Source organism: Bacillus sp. BR3(2024) (assembly GCF_039134555.1).
GTDB lineage: Bacteria > Bacillota > Bacilli > Bacillales > Bacillaceae_G > Bacillus_A > Bacillus_A cereus.
The window spans coordinates 1512613-1536051 of record NZ_CP152433.1; the positions used below are offsets into that span (position 1 = coordinate 1512613).

Below are 23439 nucleotides of genomic sequence, written 5' to 3' on the forward strand. Positions count from 1 at the left end.
TCTGAATGAAGGATTCTTTTTCGCTAATCACGATATTGATCATGAGTCGGCTGAAAGAGGTCTTCCTCGATATCTCTCACCATAGAAAAATGATCAATGTTATAATGACCGTGTAAAGTTTTATTGTGATGACCAATAATTTGTTCTGCAGACAATACGTTAGAATCAGTTGTTGAATGACCGTTTTTAATTAATGTAACGTCAAATCCTTGTACAGTTGCTGCTCTAACTGCAGTGTCAATGCAATGTTCTGTTTTACATCCGCCTATAACAATATGATTAATGTTTTCTTCTTTTAAAAGTTCAAGTAAAGAAGTGCCGTAGAATGAATTGGTTGCTGCTTTATTAATAAAGATTGCAGACTGGGGTACTTGAATTTGATTATGTACTTCAAATCCTTCGCCACTACCAGAAGCAACATCGATATCTCTTACGAAAACAATAAGAGCATTTGAATCTATTGCTTTCTGCAGGGCTATATTTAGTGTAGATAATAGCTCGGTTTTACGAAAAACTTCATTTTCTTGCTCATTTCCATCAATTAATTCTTGCTGAGCGTCAATAATTAATAGTGCTTGTTTCATCGTGTCTCCCCTTTAATATGAAATAAGTTCCACTGTACATATTCCTTCAGATTGTTAGAAAATCCTCCATTGTAAGAGAAGTAGAAGATTGATTTACAAAGTTGTCAAAGAAATTTCATTCTCATAGCGTGTAAAAACATGTATGATAGGAGATGGAGAATTTTTGAGTAGGTGGGAATAACATGCAAACAGTAGAAGATTATCTTTCATTCTTACATACGAAAGGATTTAAATTATCAGAGGAAGCACAAGGGTTTATTATGTTTGGACAAGGATATACTGGTGCGTCTGATGGGATTGTGAACGCAGCAATAGAAGCCACAATTAAACATCAATTGCAGTTTGATGGTAGTTATTTCGTTGCGTTATTAGAACGATTGAAAGAGGAAGAAATTACAGATAAAAAAAGCGCTAAGGCTTTTATGCGGAAGTTACAAGCGTAACTTCACGCAGCCTGCGCTTCTTTTTTTGTTTTGGAAGGTAATTCAACAAAAATCATGCCTAGAAAAATACATAGACATCCGATAATAGCAGAAATAGAAAGTTGTTCATTTGCAACGAGAACGCCTGTTAATGCAGCAAAAACGGGCTCCATTGCGAAAATAATTGCTACTCTCGTTGGAGAAGTGTGTTTTTGTGCCGATGTTTGAATGAAAAAAGCAATAGATGTTGCAAACAGGGCAGTTAGAAAGAGTGCGAATAAAAAGGATTGATTCGTCCATAGTGATACTGAAAATAACTTTTCCCAATCTTCAAACAAGAAAGCGCAAATAGAAGAAAATATACCAACAGCTAATACTTGAGATGTGCTTAATAATAAAGGTGATATTTTTTTAGAAAAGAAGCCGTTAATAAGAATATGGGCAGCGAAAGCGACTGCACAACCAAGAACAAGTATATCTCCTATATTTAATTGGAAAGAATCAGCAGCTGTTAATAAGTACAAACCTGTTGTAGCTACAGCAATACCAAGTATGATGAAAATGGTGGCTTTTTGTTTTAAAAAGATAAATGATAAGATTGGGACCATAACAATGCTTAGCCCAGTTAAGAAACCTGCTTTTGAAGAAGTTGTATAGAGTAAGCCAAATGTTTGTAATAAATAGCCGACAAATAAGAAGAACCCAACCATTAATCCAGCTAAACTACTATGTTTTAATTCTTGTTTTGAAGTTTTCTGTGAGAAAATAATTTGAACGAATAATAAAATAATTCCAGCGAATAAAAAGCGAATACCATTAAACGTAAATGGACCAACGAAAGACATAGCGTTTTGAACGACAACAAACGTAGCTCCCCAAATAAAAGAGACAATTAATAAAGCAAGAGGAGCAATCCACTCTTTTTTCACACTCATACCCCCGTTAATTTTGTAAGATAGCTTTTCTAGCTAATTCATCAGCTACTTTATTTTGACTACTTGGAATCCACTTAATAAAAAAGAGATCGAAGTTTTTTATGTACTGCAGTGCTTCATCTAAAAGAGGTGCAAATATTTTATTTTTTGCGTATTCCTTTTCAACAGCCCGCTCAACAAGCTGCGAATCTGTACGAAAAGAGACAGTGCTATAATTATGCTCGATGCAATATTTTAATGCTAGAAGTAAAGCGCGGTATTCTGCTTCATGATTGGACATTGTTCCAAGTGGTACTGATAGTTGTACAGGTGGCTGAACGCCTTTAATAAACACTCCTGCACCAGAAGGACCAGGATTTCCTTTTGATGCACCATCAATATATACTTCAATCAAAATGAGAAACCTCCAAATTATAAGATGATCCCCTACTTAAATATTTTTTTGAAGTAGGGGATAGAGTAGTTATCCGATTGTGATGCTGTAACGACATGTAAATGTTTCATTCGCTTGTAAAGATTGAATTCCCTTTTTGTCCTTGAAATCTTTTGCTGGATTTACTTCATCAGCGATTCCATACCAAGGTTCAATACATAAGAAAGGTGCGTTATCCCCTGGTGTCCATACGCCAACAAATGGGAATCCATCAAATTCCACTTTTACAAATTTATTATGTTTATGAGAACGAATCGAAATTTCATTCGTATTCATATGTTCAAAAATAAGTGCATCATTTTTGAATAAATCATATGTAAGTGGCAATTCAGTCGTATTTTCAGCGATTAATTGCTTTTTGTTTGAAAGATAAGGTCCTTCTAATACGCTTGTTTCTAAGCGTTCCGAACCATTAAACGATAAGTGATAATCTGTAAATGATTCACCGTCCAATAAAGGGAAGTTGAATCCAGGGTGTGCTCCAATTGAGAAGAACATCTCTTTTGAAGTAGGATTGTTTACTTCATATGTTACATGAACACTTTGTCCATCTAGCTCATAAGAAACGAGTAATTCGAATTCGTATGGGTATTTTTTTAATGTTTCTTCATTACTAGTAACGGTATAAGTGATCTTTGTTTCGCTTTGTTCTTTCACAGAGAAAGTAAGATCACGGGCGAAACCGTGTTGTGTTAATGAATATGGTTTACCGTCTACGTAGTATGTATTATCTACTAATCGACCGACAATTGGGAACAAAATTGGTGCACGGCGTCCCCAATAAGTAGAATCACCTTGCCATAAATATTCTATGTTGTCTTCTTTTAAGCGAACGCTCTGTAATTCTGCACCTTTGTCAGAAATGGAAACGATCACTTTTTCATTTTGAATTGTTGCTCTCATGAAGTGAAACCTCCTAAATCTTTCATATGTTTTATTATACGTTGTCTAAAAGAAAAAAGGTAGTTCACGATAGGAATCTATTGACGAAAGAGGGGCTACCACGTAAAATATAATCTTGTTGCTTAAAAAACGAATAACGTGGTTCGAAACCATCCCACGTAAAAAAACTAAGGAGATTTTGTCATGAATATTAGAACATTAGTCGGTAATGGTATTTTAGCGGCATTATATATTGCTGTTTCTATGCTTATTCAGCCATTTGGCTTTACGAATGTACAATTTCGTATTTCAGAGATGTTTAATCATCTCGTTGTATTTAACAAGAAAGCAATTTACGGAATTGTATTAGGTGTATTTTTAACGAATCTCTTTTTCTCACCTATGATCGCTTACGATTTAGTATTTGGAGTAGGGCAATCTATTCTTGCGTTAGTTGCAACGATTATTTCTATGCGATTTATTAAAGGTGTTTGGGCTCGTATGATTTTTAATACAGTTATCTTTACAATTACAATGTTTATGATTGCAATTGAACTTCATCTTGCATTGGGTTTACCATTTATGTTGTCTTGGTTAACTTGTGCAATTGGTGAATTTGTTGTCATGGCGATCGGTATGCCTGTAATGTACTGGATTAATAAGCGAGTACAATTTGAAAGATTTATGTAATAGATGAAAGAGCTATTCCTATAGGGATAGCTCTTTTTGTATGTAATCATATTGAATATAATGCTGTGACTCTAGATAAAATATAATAAAATAAAGTGAGGCTTCAATTAGCCGGATATATATAAGAAGTCTTACATAAGGGGAATGTAGTATGAAATATAAAATTCATTGGTTGTATAAAACGAAGCGTGGATTGCAGACGGAATTAACAACAGAGTATATGAACATAGAAGAAGTACTTCAATTTGCAGAGGATTTTGAGAAAACAGGAAGAGCTAAGGAACTTTTATTTTACGATGAAATGGACGCAGAATGGTCATTAAAAGAGATGAAAAAGTTAAGTAAGCAAGTAGAGGAAGAGCCCCAAGAAATACTCGTTTATTTTGATGGGGGGTATGATGTGCAAACGAAAGAAGCTGGCGTTGGTATATGTGTGTATTATAAAAAAGGAAATACAAACTACCGCATTCGCCGTAATGCATATATAGAAGGTATATATGATAATAATGAAGCGGAATATGCATCATTATTATACGGTATGAATATACTCGAGGAACTAGGGATTAAGTATGAAGCAGTTACACTTCGCGGAGACTCACAAGTGGTACTGCAGCAATTAGCCGGAGAATGGCCTTGTTATGATGAACATTTAAATCATTATTTAGATCAAATTGAACAAAAGGCGAAGCAAATGAAATTAAAACTTATATGTGAGCCGATATCTAGAAAACAAAATAAAGAAGCACATCAATTAGCTACGCAAGCATTGGAAGGAACAGTTATTGATAGTCATAAAGAAATAACTGAATAGAGAGGTGCAAAGGTGGATAAAAAGCAACTCATTACAGAGGTAAATGACTTATTAGAAACGTATTGTGAAGGCTGTTTTTTGCGAGAACATAATCGAAAGACAAATAGTAAATATTATGCTCATTCATTTTGTATAAGGCAATGTACAGTTGGAGAAACATTGAAAAAGTATGGGGACCAGTTGTCATGAAAAACATCCAGAGAAAATTCTCTGGATGTTTTTTAGTGTCTTGCTTCGTTTAGTTGATGCTCACATTTATTTAATTTCTTTTCCTCATTCATTAAAAATGGTTCATCTAAATCAGTTGCAACAGATTTCATAATTTCAAGCTGAGAGCGAGCTGCTTCTACAGCAGTAGTAGCATGCTCTAATGTATCTGGATCCATTGAAATTGTTGCTGATCCTACCATTTTTTGTGCTGTTTCTACACGGAATTTCACTTCTTCAAAATCATTTACTTCTGATCCCATTAATAATTCCTCCTTTGTATAGTGCGCATTTCACATAGTTTTTGCTCTGTAAAACGGAAATATACAAAGGAATAACAAAGGAGGTTACCAAGTAAGGTAACCTCCTGTTATATGTTGGATTAAAGTTTTACTACGTTAGCAGCTTGAGGTCCGCGGTTACCTTCAGTAATGTCGAAAGATACTTCTTGACCTTCTTCTAAAGCTTTGTAGCCGTCGCCTTGAATAGCAGAGAAATGTACGAATACATCGTCAGCGCCTTCCATTTCGATAAATCCAAAACCTTTTTCGTTGTTAAACCATTTTACTTTTCCTTGCATGTTACAATTCCTCCTAAAAGCGTTTACTATTTTCATTTAGTGAAATTCATTTTAAAAAAATAATATAAACTAAAAATGCTATATTCTTGAATATTCTGCTAAATGATTAATTTAAATATACACGAATTGGGAGAATTTAGTCAAGTAAGCGATTTTATTTTTTTGTATTTTTAAATAATTTTTCAGTCAAATTTTTAAATAGGTATAGGACAGGCTGAGTATATAATATTCTTAATTGAATGCTATACATAATGAGGTGAAAGAATGAATAAGTCTTACTTATTAGATAATGAAGGAATGAGAACGAGAACCGACATACCGGATTGGGTTGCAAAAGAATTTGAGATTTTTTCAAATGTTGTGTTAGAACCAACTTTTCCATGTTATTTCGGTTTAACAGCTTTGAAAAAGAATGAACTTCGTTATTCATTTCTTTCTCATAATGATTGGAGTCATTTACCACATACAATGTTATCTTTTTTAGAGTTAATGAAAGAGAGGCCGATTGTAAGAAGGGGCTTTTTCCTTTTTGTAGAACCGGAATGTGAAGAACAGCCACTCGAATATTACCGTGATTCCTTTTGGAAAGTGTTACAGTATTTACATGAAAACGATAATCAAGCATGGCCAAAGCAAATTCCTGAAGATCCAGACCATTATTTATGGGAATTTTCATTTGGTGGTGAGCCAATATTCGCATTTGGAAATGCGCCAGCTTATAAACAACGAAAAACTAGACATTTAGGGAATTCTCTCGTTATTGGGTTTCAGCCACGCACTATTTTTGATGGATTAGAGGGAGATCGTCCTAAAGGAGCATATTCAAGACAAATGGTTCGTGAGCGAGTTGAAAAGTGGGATCAATTGCCGAAACATCCTAACATTAGTCATTATGGTGACCCAGAGCATCGTGAATGGAAACAATATTTCATAGGAGACGATGTAGAGCCAATAAAAGGGAAATGTCCTTTTCTTCATAGGATAGAAAAGTAAGAGCCATCACCTAGATGGCTCTTTTGTATATTTTGGATAAAAAAGGGTATTTTATTATGAAAGCTAGTCTATTTTTTCAAATTACATCATTAACTAGTAGTAAAGAGAGTAGAAAGGATAGAGCGATGTTTGGAGTAATTATACAGCAAATCGTATTAGGTATATCATTAGCTGCGCCAGTAGGGCCGATTAATATTGAAATGTTAAAACGAGGAATTGAACGTGGGTTTTGGCACGCTTGGGTTGTTGGAATTGGTGGAATGACTGCAGATGTTTTATTTATGCTTCTCATTTATTTCGGTTTATCTTCTGTGTTTATGTATACATATGTACAAGCCTTCATGTATTGCACGGGTTTTTTCTTGTTATTTTATTTAGGATTTCAAAGTGTAAAACAAGGAATTTTCGACTCGAATATGGAATATAAAAAAGAAGAGGTAGGTGGCCTTAAGCAATCGTTTATGGCAGGATTTTTAATTGCGATATCCAATCCATTAAATCTTGTTTTTTGGTTTGGTATATACGGAAGTACACTTAGCTCATTACTTACGAAGGTAACGAAACAAGAAGCTTTTTTGTACAGTCTTTGCATTATTGTTGGTATTATTTTATGGAATTTAAATATTGCTTTTTCTGTACATTTTGGAAGAACTTTATTAAAACCAAAAGCGCTTGGCTACATAACAGCCGGAGCAGGTATTATTTTAGTAGGTTACTCTATACATTTTGCATACAAAGCTTTACAGTTGTTCACATAAGATTGAAGGGGAGATTTTTATGTATCGAACCACTATTGACGGAAAAGAAATTATAATTACGTTGGCGCCAAAAATCCGAAAAGAAATTACTGATAGAAATCCACTATATGAAGCGGTATTTCATAATGCTGCAAGATTGTTACAAACAAAGCAACCGACGTTTGCAGTAAATCATGAAATATTTGGGCTCATTATTGGAGAAGTGCAAAGAGGAGAAGTAACAGTGTTTGCAGTGGAACATATTATTCCGAAGCAAAATATATTTGGACCAAACAATTTTTTCTCGACAATAGAACAGCAGGCAAATTTGTAAAGTGAATAGAATAAGAATAGAAAAGAAATAGTCGTAACGATATGTTGCGGCTGTTTTTTTGGAAAAGGGGGAAACAAGATGAAGAAAGTGGGGAAAGGGTTCTTTTTACAACATGATATCGTTATTATGTATAGCATTCTATTTGTTTTCATTATTATTTTAAAAATGCAATTTTTTACGTGGTTTGGCATGTTAGCATGTATGTTTGGGATTGTTTTCTATACACTTAATGAATATATGACACATCGTTTTTTATTCCATATAAAGCCACCTAAAAACACATTTCTATTAAAAATGTTAAGAAGATTGCATTATGATCACCACGTATATCCAGATGATTTAAAACTTTTGTTTTTACCTGTATGGTTTAGTATACCTAGTTTTACTATATATTTACTTATAGCATATGGTATTACAAAAAGTGTTACTATTACACTTTCATTTGGAATCGGAATGATTATTATGCTGCTCGTTTACGAATGGAAACATTATATTGCTCATAGACCGATTCGTCCCGTCACTAAGTTTGGAAGATGGCTAAAAAAACAACATATATTACACCATTATAAAAATGAAAAGTTTTGGTTTGGTGTTTCAAATCCAGTATTCGATTTTATATTTGGAACACTGAAAGACGGAAAAGATGTTGAGCTAAGCGAAACGGCTCGTAATTTAGAAAAGGAAAAAAAGACAAAAGTAGTGCGTTAAGCACTGCTTTTGTCTTAATGAGGATAAATAAGTAAAGTGTCACTTTATTTTGAAAAAGTATATTAAAAATTTAGGGGAAATTGCCGAAAAATGTCTATCAAAAAATCTTTGCATGAATGCATGGATTGTCTAAAATGAATATAAGTTTCTGAATATTTATAAAATTTAGTCTTTAGGTATGCAAGGGGGAAGTGTATTTCAAGTAAGAGAGGGGATCGGTTAATGAAACGAGACGATACGTCAGCACGTAAGTTGCAAAATGAGGTGAATTATACAGAGGTCGTTCAGTCGGAAGAATTTCAATTGTTATTAAATACGAAAAAGAAGTTTATCATTCCAATGAGTATTTTCTTTTTTAGTTTTTTTATCGCATTACCTATTCTAACATCGTATTCAAAGGTGCTTAATACACCTGCATTTGGAGACGTTACATGGGCGTGGGTATTTGCTTTTTCCCAATTTATAATGACATGGGCACTATGTATGATTTATAGCAAAAAAGCAGAATCATTTGATGAAATCTCCCGAAAAATTCTGCAAGATATGCAAAAAGGGAGGGGCTGAACTTGAATACTACTGCATTTGCACTATTTTTAATTATTGTTCTTGGTACGCTCGTCATAACCTATTTTGCATCGAAAAAAACGAAAAATGCGAGTGAATTTTATACGGCTGGAGGGGGATTAACTGGTTGGCAAAATGGTCTGGCCATTGCTGGAGATTACATGTCTGCTGCTTCATTTCTCGGTATAGCTGGAGCAATCGCATTAACTGGGTTTGATGGATTCTTTTATAGTATCGGTTTTTTAGTTGCTTATCTAGTTGTACTATATCTTGTTGCAGAACCGCTTAGAAATTTAGGAAAGTACACTTTGGCGGATATGATTGCAGCACGCTTTGATGCGAAAAAAGTTCGCGGAGTTGCAGCTCTTAATACGATGACGATTTCTATCTTTTATATGATTGCACAATTGGTTGGCGCGGGTGCACTTATTAAATTATTATTAGGGATTGAATATACGACATCTGTATTAATCGTTGGAACACTTATGACGGTGTATGTTATTTTTGGAGGTATGACAGCAACGAGCTGGGTACAAATCGTAAAGGCTGTATTACTTATGGCTGGTACGTTTATTATTTCTGTTATCGTTTTCGCAAAATTCAACTTCAGCGTGACTGAAATGTTCGCTCAAATGAAAACAGCTACACCTTTAAAAGATTCATTTTTAAATCCAGGTGTAAAGTATAAGGATGGTCTTGATACACTTTCTTTAAATTTAGGACTAGTACTTGGTACAGCTGGATTACCACATATACTTGTCCGCTTTTTTACAGTACGTGATGCAAAAACTGCACGTCAATCTGTCGTATATGCGACGTGGTTAATTGGTGCATTTTATATTATGACGATTTTCTTAGGATTTGGTGCGGCAGCGTTTGTAGGAAATGAAGCGATTATTAAAGCAAACCCAGCTGGTAATATGGCGGCACCTTTATTAGCCAAAGCGTTAGGTGGAGACTTCTTATTTGCTTTCGTATCAGCAATTGCTTTTGCAACGATTTTGGCTGTAGTGGCAGGTCTTGTATTAACAGCAGCATCAGCATTCGCTCATGATTTTTATAATGAAATCATTCGTAAAGGAAAATCAACGGAAAAAGAGCAAGTATCCATGGCTCGTTATGCATCTATTGGAGTAGCGATACTATCTATCATACTTGCATTATTTGCCCAAACATTAAACGTTGCATTTTTAGTATCATTAGCATTTGCAGTTGCAGCGAGTGCAAATCTACCAGTAATTTTATTTACAATATATTGGAAGCGTTTTAATACAACGGGTGCTATTTCGGGTATGATTGTAGGTCTCGTATCAGCAATTGTTCTCGTAGCGTTGAGTCCGAATGTTTGGAACCCTGTAGCTGGAAAAGCTATTTTTGTTGGGGAAGCGTTATTCCCATATACGACACCAGGAATTATTTCAATTCCACTCGGATTTCTTGCAGCATATTTAGGAACGGTTTTATCTAGTAAGAAAGAAGATGAAGCGAAATTTGATGAAATTCTAGTGAAATCTAATACTGGTCATGGCATTAGCGATGCGTCTTCACATTAAATAAAAGAGGAGCTTTTCGATAGATAAGAAAAGCTCTTTTTTCTTTTGTCATTTTCTTGTAAATATTACTGATTTGTAAGTAGGATTTGTCTTAATTTTGTGGAATGAAAATAGCAGGGAGAAATTTAAGTCATCATGGCACCAGCGCAGCTTTTGTGAAAAATAAGTTGTTATGGAAGGTGGAAGTAATGATGAAAACGAAGCAAACTGATGAATTATTAGCAAAAGATGAGCAATATGTTTGGCACGGAATGCGTCCCTTTAGTCCAAATAGTACAATGGTAGGGGCAAAAGCTGAAGGGTGCTGGGTTGAAGATATACAAGGAAAAAGATATTTAGATGGTATGAGTGGCCTTTGGTGTGTCAATAGTGGATATGGAAGAAAAGAGCTCGCAGAAGCGGCTTATAAGCAATTACAAACATTATCATACTTTCCAATGTCACAATCCCATGAGCCAGCTATAAAGCTTGCTGAAAAGTTAAATGAGTGGCTTGGGGGAGAGTATGTTATTTTCTTCTCAAATAGTGGTTCAGAAGCGAACGAAACAGCTTTTAAAATAGCAAGGCAATACTATGCTCAAAAAGGTGAACCACATCGTTATAAATTTATGTCACGTTACCGTGGGTATCACGGGAATACAATGGCGACAATGGCAGCGACGGGACAAGCGCAGCGTAGATATCAGTATGAGCCGTTTGCTTCAGGTTTTTTACACGTAACACCACCGGATTGTTACCGTATGCCTGAAATTGAAGGGCAGCATATTTATGATGTAGAATGTGTGAAAGAAGTCGATCGTGTTATGACGTGGGAATTAAGTGAAACAATTGCTGCATTTATTATGGAACCTATTATTACAGGCGGGGGCATATTAATGCCACCACAAGACTATATGAAAGCTGTTCATGAGACGTGTCAAAAACACGGTGCCTTGCTTATTAGTGATGAAGTGATTTGCGGTTTTGGACGTACAGGAAAAGCATTCGGATTTATGAATTATGATGTGAAGCCAGATATTATTACAATGGCAAAAGGTATTACGAGCGCATATTTACCATTATCTGCAACAGCTGTGAAAAAAGAAATATATGAGGCTTTTAAAGGTAAAGGAGAATATGAATTCTTCCGCCATATTAATACATTTGGTGGAAATCCAGCAGCTTGTGCATTAGCACTTAAAAACTTAGAGATTATGGAAAATGAAAATTTAATCGAGCGATCTGCGCAAATGGGTTCCCTTTTATTAGAGCAACTAAAAGATGAAATTGGGGAACATCCGCTTGTTGGGAATATTAGAGGAAAAGGTCTATTAGTTGGAATTGAATTAGTAAATGATAAAGAGACGAAAGAGCCAATTGATAACGACAAAATTGCAAGTGTTGTAAATGCTTGTAAAGAAAAGGGCTTAATTATAGGACGAAACGGTATGACAACAGCAGGATATAATAACGTTTTAACATTAGCGCCGCCTCTTGTTATTTCAAGTGAAGAGATTGCTTTCATTGTTGGAACGTTGAAGACGGCGATGGAACGTATTTAATAAATAGAGAGAGGAGCGAGCTTTAATATAAGGCTCGCTTTTGTTTAGTAGGAGGGGACTTTTAATGGATAAATATGATCCGAACAAACATTATCACATCGGATATTATGAAGACGGATATGATTTAGAAGTGATGGCGTACAAAAGAATAAATGAACCAGTTTGGGATGCTTATATTCCGCACTATGAGGCAGACGATTTTTATAAGAAAGTGGAGGGAATGAAGCTAGGTAAATATATAGATGATTATGGCATTATGGTGTATTCATTTGGGAATGATATTGATGATGATGAAGCACGAATTATTTTTGAAAAATGGTTAAAAAAGAACGGGATTGTTTAAAGATAAAACAAAAAGGAGATTGCTATCTTATAAAATAGCAATCTCCTTTTATTATAGTAAATTTATTTACTTGCTTTCATTGCTTTATCTTTTGCACCAAAAGTGTATTTTAACATTGGTGGTGTAATCATTGTAGTTAAAATAACGACAATAACGATTGCTGTAAAGTAATCTTGTGCCAATAGACCTGAAGAAAGTCCTGTTCCTGCAATGATAAGTGCAACTTCACCACGAGAAACCATTCCAGCACCGATAATTGCAGAAGACTTAGCGTCAAATCCAGTCATTCGTGCACCGAATCCACAGCCGATTAATTTCGTTAATACAGCGATAACAGTTAATGCTAAGATGAACCAAATTTGATTGCCGATACCGTCAAATGTAATATTCATACCGATACTAACGAAGAATACGGGAACGAACATAGCGTAAGCAATTGGTTCTACTTTCTTTTCTACTTCATGTTTGTAGTTTGTTTGAGAAATTGCAATACCAGCAGCGAAAGCACCGATAATACCAGCAATTCCTAATAATTCGCCAAAATATGCGAATGAGAAACAGATGATAAGAGCCGCGCTTACGATAGACTCAGATACGCGCAGTGGTGATAACCAGCGCATAATCGCAGGAACACCTTTCCATCCGATTAAAATAATAGAAGCGAAGAATACTACTTTCTTCAAGATAACCATTGTTAAGTTAACATCATCAGTACCTAAGAAGCTCATTGCAAATGCTAATAAAATAACAACAAGAATGTCATCAAATACAGCGGCTCCAAGCATCGTCGTACTTTCACGTGTTTTCATTTTACCTAAATCACGAAGTGTTTGTACGGAAATACTAACACTTGTCGCACATAGAAGTAATCCTAAGAATACAGCGTTTCCTTGTTCCATTCCCATCACAAGACCGGAAACGTAACCACCTACGAATGGAAGAATGATACCTCCGAGTGCAACTGCTAAAGAAGAATTACGATTTGCGTTTAATTCTTCTAAGTCTGTTTCAAGTCCAGCCATAAACATTAAAAGAATAACCCCGACATTACTTAATTGAGTTAGAAGCTCTGAATTTTCAATCCAACCTAATACAGCTGGACCGATAACGATACCGACAATTAATTTACCTAGTACAGAAGGTTGACCTAATCTAACACTAAGATCACCAGCAAGCTTTGTACTTAATAAAATAAGTGCAATTTGAAAGAAAAATTCGAATTCCATCTGATCCTCTCCTCGTCATTTTTAATTTTATCATACGATTTCTCGGAATTTGCCTAATGAAAATATGTAAAACCCATTAAACAAAAGGGTCTGATTACAAGTTCTTTTGAACTCGTAATTTGAACCTGTAATTAATATATAATAGATTTTATAAAAAATCAATGAAAAAATGGGAGCTTTTTGAGGAAGAAGCTGCCTTATTGGGATATAGGTGTAAGAGTAGTGTGTGAATTTTATATGTATAAAATAGTATGAAGTCCTTTTCCATTACAAATAATAAATTCTACATACTATTTCACGAACTATAACTGTGAAAGGGAGGATTTATAATTTGAAGGCATTAAAAAATAACTTGTCTATTGTTGCTTTAGGTGGAGTAAATGAAATAGGAAAAAATATGTATGCTATCCAATATGAAAATGATATTGTCGTCATTGATTGTGGATCTAAATTTCCAGATGAAAGTTTATTAGGGATTGATTTAATAATTCCAGACGTCACATATTTGCAAGAAAATAAAGAAAAAATTCGCGGTTTAATAGTAACGCACGGGCATGAGGACCATATTGGCGGAATACCATATTTTTTAAAACAACTAAATGTACCAATCTATGCAACAAAGTTAACGTTAGGTTTAATTGAAATTAAATTAAAGGAACACAATCTTCAAAATGATACGGAATTAATCGTTATTCATTCAGAATCAGAAATTGATTGTGGTTCTATTAAGGCAACTTTTTTTAAAACGAACCACAGTATTCCGGATTGTCTCGGTATTGTTTTTCATACACCAGAAGGTACTGTAGTACATACAGGTGATTTTAAATTTGATTTAACACCAGTAAATAATCAACATCCTGATATTCATAAAATGGCTAAAATAGGAAGTGAAGGTGTACTAGCTTTATTATCTGAAAGCACAAATGCAGAACGTCCAGGTTTTACTCCATCAGAAAGGTCAGTAGGAGAACGGATAGAGGAAATATTTATGAAAGCAAATAGAAAAGTAATTATTTCTACGTTTGCTTCTAATGTGAATCGTGTTCAGCAAATAGTTGAAGCATGTATAAAAACAAATCGAAAACTAGCTTTGCTAGGGAGAAGTATGGTAAATGTAGTAGAGGTTGCTCTAGAGAAAGGTTATTTACATATTCCAGAAGGTATGTTGATTGAAGCAAATGAGGTAAATCGTTTAGATCCAAAGCAGGTTGCAATACTTTGTACAGGAAGTCAAGGAGAACCAATGGCAGCTTTAGCGCGTTTAGCTAGTGGAAACTATAGACAAGTGGATATTTTACCAGAAGATACGGTTATTATAGCCGCGACCCCTATCCCAGGAAATGAACGTAACGTTTCTCGAATTATCGATAATTTATTTGCATTAGGAGCAAAGGTGATTTACGGATCAGGTAGTTCTACTGGAGTGCATGTATCCGGTCATGCATATCAAGAAGAGTTGAAGTTAATGCTTACATTAATGAAGCCAAAATATTTTATTCCAATTCATGGAGAGTTTAGAATGCTACATCACCATAGTTTGTTAGCAGAATCAATTGGTATTGAAAAGGAAAATATCTTTATCGTACGTAATGGAGATGTTGTAGATATAAGTAATGAAGTGGCAATTCAATCTAGAAGAATACAGGCAGGAAATATATATGTAGATGGATTAGGAATTGGAGATGTTGGAAATGCATTATTACGTGATCGTAAACAACTTTCAGAAGATGGAATGCTCGTTATAGTTATTACTTTTAATAAAGTGGATGGAGAAATAATTTCAGGTCCAGATATTATTTCTCGTGGATTTGTCTATGTCCGTGATTCAGAAGAATTTCTAAGAGAATTAAATAAATTAGCTGTTATTACGATTAATAATTTAAAGAAAGAGAATGTGAATAGCTGGGGTATTTTGAAAAGGGAGGTAAGAGAAGCATTAGGGAAGTATATTTATACAAATACAAAACGAAAGCCGATGATTCTTCCTATAATAATAGAGGTCTAATAGTAAAAAAGAATTCTCGTATGGGAATTCTTTTTTGTTTTGAAGAGAAAATGAACATATAATGAAATAAATAGAAATGGAAGGAAATAAAAGATGTTATTAAATAAACGTTTTACAATTGGAGAAATGGCGAAAATGCATAATATCGCAGAATCTACATTAAGGTATTATGATGAAAAAGGAATTTTTCATCCGTCCATTGTGGATCCTCAAACGAATTATCGTTATTATACAATCGATCAATTTTCACTGTTAGATACGATTAAATTTTTACGCCAGTTAAATATTCCGTTAAAGGAAATTAAGAAATATATTGATGAAAGAAATCCAGCATACGCACTCAATTTACTGGAAAAACAACAAGAGATGATGCTGAAGAAACAAAGAGAAATTGAGTATGCTTTGGCGAAAATGGAGCATAGAATTCATTTAATTAAGAAAGCAACAAAAGCAAAAGCTGAACAAATGGTAATTAAAGAGATTCCGCAGCGAAAAATAACAGCTATTGCGGTTGCCCCGAATACGACGGATGATATGTTTGAGTACTACATTCATTCGTTGCAAAAAAATATGAGGCAAATGGATGATAGTCTATTTTCAGGAGATATAGGTGTGACAATTTCCAAAAAAGCATTAATGCAAAAGGAGTTTCAAGCATATAGCAGCGTATTTATTCTTTTGGATTATATGGCGTATGAAGTGCATACTTCAGATGAAATTAAAGAAGGTTTATATGCTTGTTCTTATCATCATGGACCGTATGAAGAAACAGATGCAACGTACAAGGAGTTACTTACATACATTGATAAAGAAGGTTACGAAGTACATGGAGATTCGATTGAGATTGGATTGATTGATTGGTCTGTAACAGAAAATCCAGAGGAGCAAGTAACAGAAATTCAAATTCCTGTAGTAAAAAAATAAGATGAAAACCTTTGAATTGATTACAAATTTACATTCATTAATATAATTCAGTTACCTATTTTTTAATTCTCTCTTGACCTTCAAGTTACTTGAAGGTTTAAACTGTGAACAGAGAGTTGAAAAAGGAGCATAATAGTATGGAAGCAACAGAAAAATTAAGAGAAAAACCAATTAAAAGTTTATTTATTTCATATTTAATACCAGCCGTTCTTGGAATGGTATTAATGTCAGTGAATATTGTAATTGACGCGGTCATGATTAGTAGAGGAGTTGGGGCGAACGGTTTAGCAGGAGTAAACGTGGCTATTCCAGCGTTTTCGATTTTCTTCTCTATTTCATTATGGATTGGAATGGGCGGGGCAACGTTATATTCCATTGCATTAGGTGAAAATAAACGAGAAAGAGCAAGGTCTATTTTTACTCAATCCATGACGGTAGCAGTTGTTATCGTAGGGATTTTAGCAGCGATTTGCTTATGGAGAATAGAAGATTTAGCATATTTATTTGGTGCAAATGAAGTGATTCTACCATATGCGTTAGACTATTTACACGTATTATTAACATTTGGAATGATATACGTTTTAGAAAATATTTTAAGTACATTCATACGAAATGATGGAAATCCTAATTTAGCAATGGCTGGTCTTGTTGTAACAGCTGTATTAAATATAGTGTTTGACTATATCTTTATTTTTATCTTTGGATGGGGTGTAACAGGTGCTGCTTCAGCGACTATTCTTTCGGCAGCGATTGGTTTCCTTGTATTATTAACTCATTTCTTTAGAAAAAATAGTATTTTAAAGTGGACGAAATTCCATTTTGAATGGGATACTGTCAAACAAATTATGGTGATTGGTTTCCCAAGTTTTACAGCAGAAAGTACGGTTGCAATCGTAACGATTGGTTTTAATATCGCATTCGTCCAATATGCAGGAGAAGTAGGAGTAGCTTCCTATGCGATGGTGAATAGTATTCATGCAATGACATTACTATTATTCTTTGGTGTTGGAGCAGCATTACAGCCAATTGCTAGTTTCCATTATGGGGCAAATTTATCAGAGAGACTTCGTGAAGGATTGAAGTTTGCTGTGAAAATTGCAGTTGTCCTCGGAGGCATTGCGATAATTGTCGGATTATTCTTCGGGAAATATATCATTGGTTTATTTGATGTTCAATCTCCAGAATTATTGGAGTTAACCTTAACAGGTATTAGCTTATTCTTTATCCAATATGTATTTTTAGGTTATAACATTGTGTATGGAGAGTATTTCCAATCAGTACGACAAACGAAGAAATCAGTACTTATTATAATGAGCCGAGGATTACTATTTATTATTCCATTGTTATGGATTATGCCGAAATTATTTGGTATAAATGGAGTTTGGCTCGTTATGCCAGTTGCTGAAGTAATGACAGCAATTATCGTATTTACGATGAATCGCATGAAACATCCTGTGCCATTAAATATGGCAGGAGAGAAAGAAGCGATATGATGAAGAAAATCCCCTTAAGCAATTAAGGGGATTTTTTATTCCTTTAAACTAATCGCAAAAGATCCATCTGTTTCTTGAACAGAAGCAAAGGCAACGTTTTTAATATTTGTAATTCCTTTTTCTTTTAATTCTTTATATAACCATTTTTCATCTTTATGTATTAACTTTAAGTTATCGTATTGAATTTGTGAATCGACGATAAGTGCAATTGGTAATCCAGCATACTTAACTTCTATGTTTAAATCTTTTGGAGTTAATGGTACAAGTTCTCTTTTTGGTAAAATACTAATAGCGCCGTTCGCTTCTAAAATAGCGTATTCAATTTCATGAACACTTGGATATCCTGCAACGCGAAGATTAGAAAGTAGTTCTGCAATGGGGTATCTACTTTTTTGTAAGTTCTCAAAAATAATATCACCATGTTTAATTAAAATGATAGGGTGTCCAAGAATAAAACGATTTAGTTTGTTGAATAGGCTTAATTTTGTAAGAAGTAAATGTAAACATGTGATAACAACCATACCGAGAAATGCTTGTAAAGCACCAGAGACGGGTATGGCCTGGAAAGCTAAATAAGATAAAAAGATTATAGCCCCAAAATCATGAGGAGTTAGTTGTGCTAACGCGGATTTACCGAGTAACTTAAGCGATAGTAAAAATAAGATAAAAAAGAACGACACGTTACATAAAAAGAGAAGCAATAGAGACACTCCTTCGTGTAAAGTTGTACTTACTATTCCCGAAAGTAATATAAATATTACCTTTCAGAGGATAAATTAGGGTTTATTGGAATCTGTCTGTATACAAACAAATAAATGGATATTATCATGAAGGAAGTAAAAGAAAATAGGAGTATATGAATATGAGAAAGAAGAAAATAATGAAGGGCATTTTAGTTGTTATAATGATTTGCGCCGTGTATGCGGGTTTTTTACAATATCACATTTATAAGCATGGGCATATGAATGCAACCTACGATGCTGATTACATAATTGTACTAGGATCGAAAGTAAATGGGACGAAACCATCTTATTCATTGCAATATCGTATTGATAAAGCAGCTGAATATTTAAAATCACATGAGAAAACAATCGCTATCGTATCTGGAGGACAAGGAAAAGGCGAAGACATTTCAGAAGCATTAGCAATGAAACAAGGACTAATAAAACAAAATATCGCAGAAGACCGCATTATAATGGAGGACAAATCTACGAGTACAGATGAGAATATTACATTCTCAAAACCGTTAATTCCAGCCGATATGAAAAAAGGTATGATCGTAACAAACGATTTTCACATGTTTAGAGCGAAAAAAATAGCGGCAAAACAAGGTTTACAATTAGAAGGTCTTCCGGCAAAAACACCGAAACCAATCATCATTCCATCGAATGTACGAGAATATTTAGCAATCACACAGTATTGGTTTATGAATCGAATATAGTGAAAGTGATCCCGTCTGAAACTTCAGGCGGGATTTAGTTTGAGGAAAATCTTACAAATATGTCACGTTCGTGAAAGGTAAAGTGATAGTTTCTAGAATGATTTCCTGACATAATGAAGGTAACAAAAACTATTTAGAGGTGAATCGGATGAAAGGAAATAATATTTTATCTTCGTTATGTTACTTTAGTATCTTTTTTGCACCATTTTTACTACCAATTATCGTGTACTTTGTTGCAGAAGATGAAGTGAAGTATCACGCGAAAAAAGCATTTTGGTCACATGTTTTCCCATACGCAATCTTATTTGGAGGACTAGCAGTATCAGGCATGTACGGTTTAGGTTTCAATCAATCTGACGGTGCTGGAATTGGAATGGCTATCACATATGCAGTGTTCATTCTTGTAGGGATTTACTACTTCATTTGGAATATCGTAAAAGGTATTAAAGTTTTGAAAACGGCGTAATAAGATAAGTATAATTTCATTTACCGTATCGATAAACGTTTTAAAAAAGAGTAATTCAAAAAGAATTGCTCTTTTTGTGCTTATAAGTTGTGAAAATTGAAAAAGATATGTTAATTTTTCATTATGAAGAGAAAAAAGGAGTGATTTTCATGAATGAGATCATACATAAGATGGAGCAACATGTTTCAGTTCGTAAATATAAAGAAGAATCAATTCCGAAAGATGTAGTAGAAAAGATGGTGCACGCTGCGCAACATGCAGCTTCATCACATTTTGTACAGGCGTATTCTGTTATATATGTAACAGATCAGGAATTAAAGGCTAAACTAGCAGAGCTATCCGGAAATCGTCATGTGAAGGACTGTGCAGCATTTTTTGTTTGTTGTGCAGATTTAAAACGACTTGAAATTGCATGTGAAAAACATAGTACAGAGATAAAGCATGAGGGAGTAGAAGACTTTATCGTTGCGACGGTAGATGCTTCACTTTTTGCGCAAAACTTAGCACTAGCAGCAGAATCGTTAGGATACGGTATTTGTTATATTGGTGGTATTCGTAATAATCCGAGAGAAGTGAGTGAACTGCTTCATTTACCGGATAAAGTATATCCTGTATTCGGAATGACAGTCGGTGTACCAGATGAAGAACATGGAGTTAAACCACGTTTACCAGTAGCAGCAGTTCTTCATGAAAATGGATATGATGAACAAAAATATGATGAATTACTAAACGAATATGATGAAACGATGAACGCGTATTATAAAGAAAGATCATCAAACAAGAAAAACGTAACATGGACGGAATCAATGAGTTCGTTTATGTCTAAAGAAAAAAGAATGCATATGAAAGAGTTTTTAAGTGAAAAAGGATTAAATAAGAAGTGAGTAAAGAGGCAAACCTGTGATGCAGGTTTGCCTTTTTGAGAAGGAGAAATACCTAAGGCCAGAAAGTTGTTTATTCTTTCTGAACTTAGGTATTTTGTTTGTTATCATGTACATAGAAATAAAAATTAATAATTTTTTACAAAAGTGATAGAAAATGAGAATGAAATACCAATAGTAAGTAAAAGCGGCATAATAGCCGCTTTTTATCGTTTTATTTAGTATTTGATTTGAAATATTTTCCTTATGAAAGAAAGATTATTGCTAATTGTAAACTGTCAATAAAGTTATTTAAGTTTTGATATGGAATACCCCGCCGGAAAATACAGCAATAATTTCGTTTGAACATATCTGTTATTGCACGATCTAAAGCATCTTCTATAACAAGTTCAAACTTTCAATAAGAAGATAACCCCCTGTACAACTTAAAAGAATGTACGTAAATATTTTAAAAATCCGTTGATTAAGCCATTTAAAAATAATTTGACCTATAAACAAACCTAAAAATACAATTGGAATGGCATAAAAACTTGATTCCCAAATGGTTTTGTTTGTGCCAGTAAAGAGTATTTGAGTTACTAGACTAATGAAATATATAAACAGATAAAAAGCTAATGTAGTTGCTCTTAACTTCTCTTTTTCAGTATTAGTTCCTGTAAAATAAAGTAACAGGGGTGGACCTGGCATACCGATACTTGTCGTTAAAAGACCAGATAATCCGCCAACTATGAAATCTCTAGATTGTGTTGATCTAACCTTAACGTTGCATATTAGCAACAATGTTAATAGTAAGAGTAGGATGCTAACTGCTAATTTAAAAGTGTTTATGTTAACGGAAATGAAAATTAAAATGCCAAAAGGAACACCAACTATACTTCCAAAAATAAACCTTTTCAGTAGAACAAAATCAACGTCCATTCTTATTTTCCAAATGAGTGAAATGGAGATAATTAAAGATAAAATAATGTTTATTTGTATAGCTTCTTGTGGTAGAAATAACATAAGTAAGAAAGGGGTTGCCATTATGGAAAAGCCAAAACCTGTACTTGCTTGCAGAATAGAAGCCACTAATATAATACATATGAAAAAGAATGTGATACCCAAAACAGCCCTCCTATTTAATCAAGTTTAACTAGTTAAAGTCTATTATTTAAGTGCAATGTTTCACAAACTTATTTGTATTTTAACATAAATATCTAGTTTTTTCTCAAATAGTGTTGCCATATAAGGCTCTTTAACTAAAAAATCTGACTTGTATTTTTAAACAATTTTATTATGGGGAAACAAATAATGAATGGGATCAAAATGTATTGATTATCATTAAATTATTCACTGAGATCCCCGCGATAAAACAAGAACAGCCATATAAAACTTACAAAAATACAGCATGTAGCTAATAAACAGCCAATCATTTGAGGAGAAAGAATTTCTAACAGCCCTCCTGTAAAAAACATCGATAACTGAATAAGAGATCCGTAAATGGAATAATGGAATGAAAAAACTTTATCTATCATATTTTCGTGTATGTAAGTTTGAAGTAATGTCGTATCAAGTGGAACGATGATTCCTCCTGCTATGCGCATACAGAATAAAGTAATGATACCGATAATAAGTTGATCGGATAGAATGAGTCCGAGAAAGAAAATTCCTTGTAATAAGTAGGCCCAACCGAATACTTTTTTCATTTTTTCTTTATTATGGGATATATAAAGATTAACGAGAAGGCTTCCTATCATAAGCCCAGCCCCTTGAACCGTATATAAAATCCCAATGTTCGTATGGGAAATTTTTTCGGCATAGATCGTTAGAAGTAGTTGATAAGCACCTCCAATAATCCCCCATGAAATGCCGACAAGAATTAATGTTAAAATGATTTTTGTTTGTAATATGTATGTATAACCACCTTTTATATCAGTGAAAAATGCTTTGTTCTTGTTACAAGTATCATGAGCAGGAATACTCGTGTTATAAATAAAATAGGCTGAAATAAAGTATGATAGGCTATTTACTAAAAAAGCGAACTCAATATGTAAAGATTGTGCAATTACTCCGCCCAAAGAAGCCCCCATAATAGACATAAAACCATTAATTGTACTAGAAAGAGAGTTAGCAGTTACGAAATGATTTTGGTGTACGATATTTTTTAGGGTTGCTTGTTTAGCCGGTTCAAATAAACAAGAAAGTACAGATAAACATATATTAGCAATGAAAATAATCTCAATTTTATAGCCTGCGAGTAAGTATGTAAGGACTAGAATTCCCCGTGTAATATCGGTAAAAATCATAATATTCTTTAGAGAAACGATCTACAATTCCGCCTATGAATGGACTAAGAAGAAGCTGTGGTAAACTTTTACTTATAAAAGTAAGTACGATCATAAACGGCGATTCCGTTATGCTGTAGACAAATGTTAATAAAGCTACCGTATGGAACCAATCCCCAAGTACACTTAATGTTTGCCCATAAAATAGTTTATTGAAGTTTTTATTTGTTTTAAGAAGTGTGGAATAAGAAACTGACATAAATAGATTAATCCTTATGTATTGATGATGCTTGAACTTGTTTTTTCCATTCGCTTACATGCACTTTCTCCTCTGTAGGAAGTCCAACAGGTAATTGTGCTTCGTAAAGACCTTTAATCATTGTAATCCTCCTTAGTAAAATGTTTCTTCCTCCATATTAAAC

General features: G+C 34.0%; 27 protein-coding genes, 1 pseudogene and 1 riboswitch. Of the genes and pseudogenes, 18 read left to right on the top strand and 10 right to left on the bottom strand.

The window, feature by feature from the left end:
• Positions 1-23 precede the first annotated feature (23 nt).
• Entirely contained in the window at positions 24-584 is a 561-nt protein-coding gene (locus tag V7S45_RS07855) for a cysteine hydrolase family protein (protein ID WP_342761723.1), read from the bottom strand.
• A gap of 182 nt (positions 585-766) precedes the next feature.
• Between V7S45_RS07855 and V7S45_RS07860 the strand changes: the two genes are divergently transcribed.
• Positions 767-1027, top strand: coding sequence for a DUF6123 family protein (locus tag V7S45_RS07860; RefSeq protein WP_001195212.1), 261 nt, complete (start codon positions 767-769; stop codon positions 1025-1027).
• 2 nt (positions 1028-1029) lie between these two features.
• Here V7S45_RS07860 and V7S45_RS07865 read toward each other — a convergent pair whose 3' ends face one another.
• The 3 genes from V7S45_RS07865 to V7S45_RS07875 form a co-directional block, all read right to left on the bottom strand.
• Complete coding sequence (locus tag V7S45_RS07865) at positions 1030-1935, bottom strand: DMT family transporter (protein WP_342761724.1); 906 nt, start codon at positions 1933-1935, stop codon at positions 1030-1032.
• Between the two features lie 13 nt (positions 1936-1948).
• On the bottom strand, positions 1949-2335 hold the full coding sequence (locus V7S45_RS07870; protein WP_000573880.1) for a reverse transcriptase-like protein: 387 nt from the start codon (positions 2333-2335) through the stop codon (positions 1949-1951).
• 69 nt (positions 2336-2404) lie between these two features.
• On the bottom strand, positions 2405-3277 hold the full coding sequence (locus V7S45_RS07875) for an aldose 1-epimerase family protein (RefSeq protein ID WP_088344860.1): 873 nt from the start codon (positions 3275-3277) through the stop codon (positions 2405-2407).
• A gap of 132 nt (positions 3278-3409) precedes the next feature.
• A riboswitch (PreQ1 riboswitch) is annotated at positions 3410-3454 on the top strand.
• A 6-nt stretch (positions 3455-3460) separates the two neighbouring features.
• Between V7S45_RS07875 and V7S45_RS07880 the strand changes: the two genes are divergently transcribed.
• The 3 genes from V7S45_RS07880 to V7S45_RS07890 all read left to right on the top strand — a co-directional run bounded on the left by V7S45_RS07880 (position 3461) and on the right by V7S45_RS07890 (position 4946).
• Positions 3461-3946, top strand: a complete 486-nt coding sequence (locus V7S45_RS07880) for a QueT transporter family protein (RefSeq protein ID WP_001026474.1) — start codon at positions 3461-3463, stop codon at positions 3944-3946.
• 151 nt (positions 3947-4097) lie between these two features.
• Complete coding sequence (locus V7S45_RS07885; RefSeq protein WP_048538189.1) at positions 4098-4757, top strand: ribonuclease H family protein; 660 nt, start codon at positions 4098-4100, stop codon at positions 4755-4757.
• Between the two features lie 12 nt (positions 4758-4769).
• On the top strand, positions 4770-4946 hold the full coding sequence (locus V7S45_RS07890; RefSeq protein ID WP_002023738.1) for a zinc-finger domain-containing protein: 177 nt from the start codon (positions 4770-4772) through the stop codon (positions 4944-4946).
• A gap of 32 nt (positions 4947-4978) precedes the next feature.
• Here the strand turns inward: V7S45_RS07890 and V7S45_RS07895 are convergent, their stop codons facing one another.
• Together V7S45_RS07895 and cspB are read right to left on the bottom strand one after the other, a co-directional pair.
• Positions 4979-5227: a DUF2564 family protein gene (locus V7S45_RS07895; protein ID WP_000534392.1), complete on the bottom strand. Its 249-nt coding sequence runs from the start codon at positions 5225-5227 to the stop codon at positions 4979-4981.
• 119 nt (positions 5228-5346) lie between these two features.
• Complete coding sequence (cspB, locus tag V7S45_RS07900) at positions 5347-5544, bottom strand: cold shock-like protein CspB (protein WP_001161731.1); 198 nt, start codon at positions 5542-5544, stop codon at positions 5347-5349.
• 264 nt (positions 5545-5808) lie between these two features.
• Between cspB and V7S45_RS07905 the strand changes: the two genes are divergently transcribed.
• The 8 genes from V7S45_RS07905 to V7S45_RS07940 all read left to right on the top strand — a co-directional run bounded on the left by V7S45_RS07905 (position 5809) and on the right by V7S45_RS07940 (position 12317).
• Positions 5809-6537 (top strand): YqcI/YcgG family protein, encoded by a 729-nt coding sequence (locus V7S45_RS07905; protein WP_001043767.1) that lies wholly within the window; start codon positions 5809-5811, stop codon positions 6535-6537.
• A 14-nt stretch (positions 6538-6551) separates the two neighbouring features.
• Positions 6552-7295: a LysE family transporter gene (locus V7S45_RS07910; RefSeq protein ID WP_142292913.1), complete on the top strand. Its 744-nt coding sequence runs from the start codon at positions 6552-6554 to the stop codon at positions 7293-7295.
• A 19-nt stretch (positions 7296-7314) separates the two neighbouring features.
• Positions 7315-7608, top strand: coding sequence for a hypothetical protein (locus tag V7S45_RS07915; protein ID WP_000286361.1), 294 nt, complete (start codon positions 7315-7317; stop codon positions 7606-7608).
• 78 nt (positions 7609-7686) lie between these two features.
• Positions 7687-8316: a sterol desaturase family protein gene (locus V7S45_RS07920; protein WP_342761725.1), complete on the top strand. Its 630-nt coding sequence runs from the start codon at positions 7687-7689 to the stop codon at positions 8314-8316.
• A 222-nt stretch (positions 8317-8538) separates the two neighbouring features.
• A complete protein-coding gene (locus V7S45_RS07925) occupies positions 8539-8880 on the top strand; it encodes a DUF485 domain-containing protein (RefSeq protein WP_000817366.1) in 342 nt (113 codons plus the stop codon).
• Between the two features lie 2 nt (positions 8881-8882).
• Positions 8883-10433: a sodium/solute symporter gene (locus tag V7S45_RS07930; RefSeq protein WP_001098240.1), complete on the top strand. Its 1551-nt coding sequence runs from the start codon at positions 8883-8885 to the stop codon at positions 10431-10433.
• 191 nt (positions 10434-10624) lie between these two features.
• Positions 10625-11974 (top strand): aspartate aminotransferase family protein, encoded by a 1350-nt coding sequence (locus tag V7S45_RS07935; protein WP_342761726.1) that lies wholly within the window; start codon positions 10625-10627, stop codon positions 11972-11974.
• A 64-nt stretch (positions 11975-12038) separates the two neighbouring features.
• Positions 12039-12317, top strand: a complete 279-nt coding sequence (locus tag V7S45_RS07940) for a DUF3986 family protein (protein ID WP_025688352.1) — start codon at positions 12039-12041, stop codon at positions 12315-12317.
• Positions 12318-12379: 62 nt separating this feature from the next.
• Here the strand turns inward: V7S45_RS07940 and V7S45_RS07945 are convergent, their stop codons facing one another.
• Positions 12380-13543: a cation:proton antiporter gene (locus V7S45_RS07945; RefSeq protein WP_000393901.1), complete on the bottom strand. Its 1164-nt coding sequence runs from the start codon at positions 13541-13543 to the stop codon at positions 12380-12382.
• A gap of 331 nt (positions 13544-13874) precedes the next feature.
• Here V7S45_RS07945 and V7S45_RS07950 point away from each other — a divergent pair, with 331 nt between their 5' ends.
• The 3 genes from V7S45_RS07950 (at position 13875) to V7S45_RS07960 (ending at position 17965) form a co-directional block, all read left to right on the top strand.
• Entirely contained in the window at positions 13875-15548 is a 1674-nt protein-coding gene (locus V7S45_RS07950) for a ribonuclease J (RefSeq protein WP_000645618.1), read from the top strand.
• Positions 15549-15641: 93 nt separating this feature from the next.
• Positions 15642-16472 (top strand): MerR family transcriptional regulator, encoded by an 831-nt coding sequence (locus tag V7S45_RS07955; protein WP_342761727.1) that lies wholly within the window; start codon positions 15642-15644, stop codon positions 16470-16472.
• A 137-nt stretch (positions 16473-16609) separates the two neighbouring features.
• Positions 16610-17965, top strand: a complete 1356-nt coding sequence (locus V7S45_RS07960; RefSeq protein ID WP_342761728.1) for an MATE family efflux transporter — start codon at positions 16610-16612, stop codon at positions 17963-17965.
• Positions 17966-18000: 35 nt separating this feature from the next.
• Here the strand turns inward: V7S45_RS07960 and V7S45_RS07965 are convergent, their stop codons facing one another.
• Positions 18001-18666 (bottom strand): DUF421 domain-containing protein, encoded by a 666-nt coding sequence (locus tag V7S45_RS07965; RefSeq protein ID WP_000923924.1) that lies wholly within the window; start codon positions 18664-18666, stop codon positions 18001-18003.
• A 161-nt stretch (positions 18667-18827) separates the two neighbouring features.
• Between V7S45_RS07965 and V7S45_RS07970 the strand changes: the two genes are divergently transcribed.
• From V7S45_RS07970 to nfsA, 3 genes are all read left to right on the top strand, one after another.
• Entirely contained in the window at positions 18828-19406 is a 579-nt protein-coding gene (locus V7S45_RS07970; protein ID WP_001227676.1) for a YdcF family protein, read from the top strand.
• 148 nt (positions 19407-19554) lie between these two features.
• Positions 19555-19872, top strand: a complete 318-nt coding sequence (locus V7S45_RS07975; RefSeq protein WP_000678055.1) for a DUF4870 domain-containing protein — start codon at positions 19555-19557, stop codon at positions 19870-19872.
• A gap of 149 nt (positions 19873-20021) precedes the next feature.
• Entirely contained in the window at positions 20022-20756 is a 735-nt protein-coding gene (gene nfsA, locus V7S45_RS07980; protein ID WP_001002392.1) for an oxygen-insensitive NADPH nitroreductase, read from the top strand.
• 375 nt (positions 20757-21131) lie between these two features.
• Here nfsA and V7S45_RS07985 read toward each other — a convergent pair whose 3' ends face one another.
• Both V7S45_RS07985 and V7S45_RS07990 read right to left on the bottom strand, forming a co-directional pair.
• Complete coding sequence (locus tag V7S45_RS07985; RefSeq protein WP_000513081.1) at positions 21132-21857, bottom strand: sulfite exporter TauE/SafE family protein; 726 nt, start codon at positions 21855-21857, stop codon at positions 21132-21134.
• Positions 21858-22078: 221 nt separating this feature from the next.
• A pseudogene (locus V7S45_RS07990) lies at positions 22079-23276 on the bottom strand (MFS transporter).
• Positions 23277-23439 lie beyond the last annotated feature (163 nt).

Bases quoted from the DNA above. Each gene is read 5' to 3' on its own strand.
- V7S45_RS07855 (WP_342761723.1), bottom strand. From the start codon at position 584: ATGAAACAAGCACTATTAATTATTGACGCTCAGCAAGAATTAATTGAT.
- V7S45_RS07860 (WP_001195212.1), top strand. From the start codon at position 767: ATGCAAACAGTAGAAGATTATCTTTCATTCTTACATACGAAAGGATTT.
- V7S45_RS07875 (WP_088344860.1), bottom strand. From the start codon at position 3,277: ATGAGAGCAACAATTCAAAATGAAAAAGTGATCGTTTCCATTTCTGAC.
- V7S45_RS07880 (WP_001026474.1), top strand. From the start codon at position 3,461: ATGAATATTAGAACATTAGTCGGTAATGGTATTTTAGCGGCATTATAT.
- V7S45_RS07885 (WP_048538189.1), top strand. From the start codon at position 4,098: ATGAAATATAAAATTCATTGGTTGTATAAAACGAAGCGTGGATTGCAG.
- V7S45_RS07895 (WP_000534392.1), bottom strand. From the start codon at position 5,227: ATGGGATCAGAAGTAAATGATTTTGAAGAAGTGAAATTCCGTGTAGAA.
- cspB (WP_001161731.1), bottom strand. From the start codon at position 5,544: ATGCAAGGAAAAGTAAAATGGTTTAACAACGAAAAAGGTTTTGGATTT.
- V7S45_RS07905 (WP_001043767.1), top strand. From the start codon at position 5,809: ATGAATAAGTCTTACTTATTAGATAATGAAGGAATGAGAACGAGAACC.
- V7S45_RS07910 (WP_142292913.1), top strand. From the start codon at position 6,552: ATGGCTCTTTTGTATATTTTGGATAAAAAAGGGTATTTTATTATGAAA.
- V7S45_RS07915 (WP_000286361.1), top strand. From the start codon at position 7,315: ATGTATCGAACCACTATTGACGGAAAAGAAATTATAATTACGTTGGCG.
- V7S45_RS07920 (WP_342761725.1), top strand. From the start codon at position 7,687: ATGAAGAAAGTGGGGAAAGGGTTCTTTTTACAACATGATATCGTTATT.
- V7S45_RS07925 (WP_000817366.1), top strand. From the start codon at position 8,539: ATGAAACGAGACGATACGTCAGCACGTAAGTTGCAAAATGAGGTGAAT.
- V7S45_RS07935 (WP_342761726.1), top strand. From the start codon at position 10,625: ATGAAAACGAAGCAAACTGATGAATTATTAGCAAAAGATGAGCAATAT.
- V7S45_RS07940 (WP_025688352.1), top strand. From the start codon at position 12,039: ATGGATAAATATGATCCGAACAAACATTATCACATCGGATATTATGAA.
- V7S45_RS07945 (WP_000393901.1), bottom strand. From the start codon at position 13,543: ATGGAATTCGAATTTTTCTTTCAAATTGCACTTATTTTATTAAGTACA.
- V7S45_RS07955 (WP_342761727.1), top strand. From the start codon at position 15,642: ATGTTATTAAATAAACGTTTTACAATTGGAGAAATGGCGAAAATGCAT.
- V7S45_RS07960 (WP_342761728.1), top strand. From the start codon at position 16,610: ATGGAAGCAACAGAAAAATTAAGAGAAAAACCAATTAAAAGTTTATTT.
- V7S45_RS07970 (WP_001227676.1), top strand. From the start codon at position 18,828: ATGAGAAAGAAGAAAATAATGAAGGGCATTTTAGTTGTTATAATGATT.
- V7S45_RS07975 (WP_000678055.1), top strand. From the start codon at position 19,555: ATGAAAGGAAATAATATTTTATCTTCGTTATGTTACTTTAGTATCTTT.
- nfsA (WP_001002392.1), top strand. From the start codon at position 20,022: ATGAATGAGATCATACATAAGATGGAGCAACATGTTTCAGTTCGTAAA.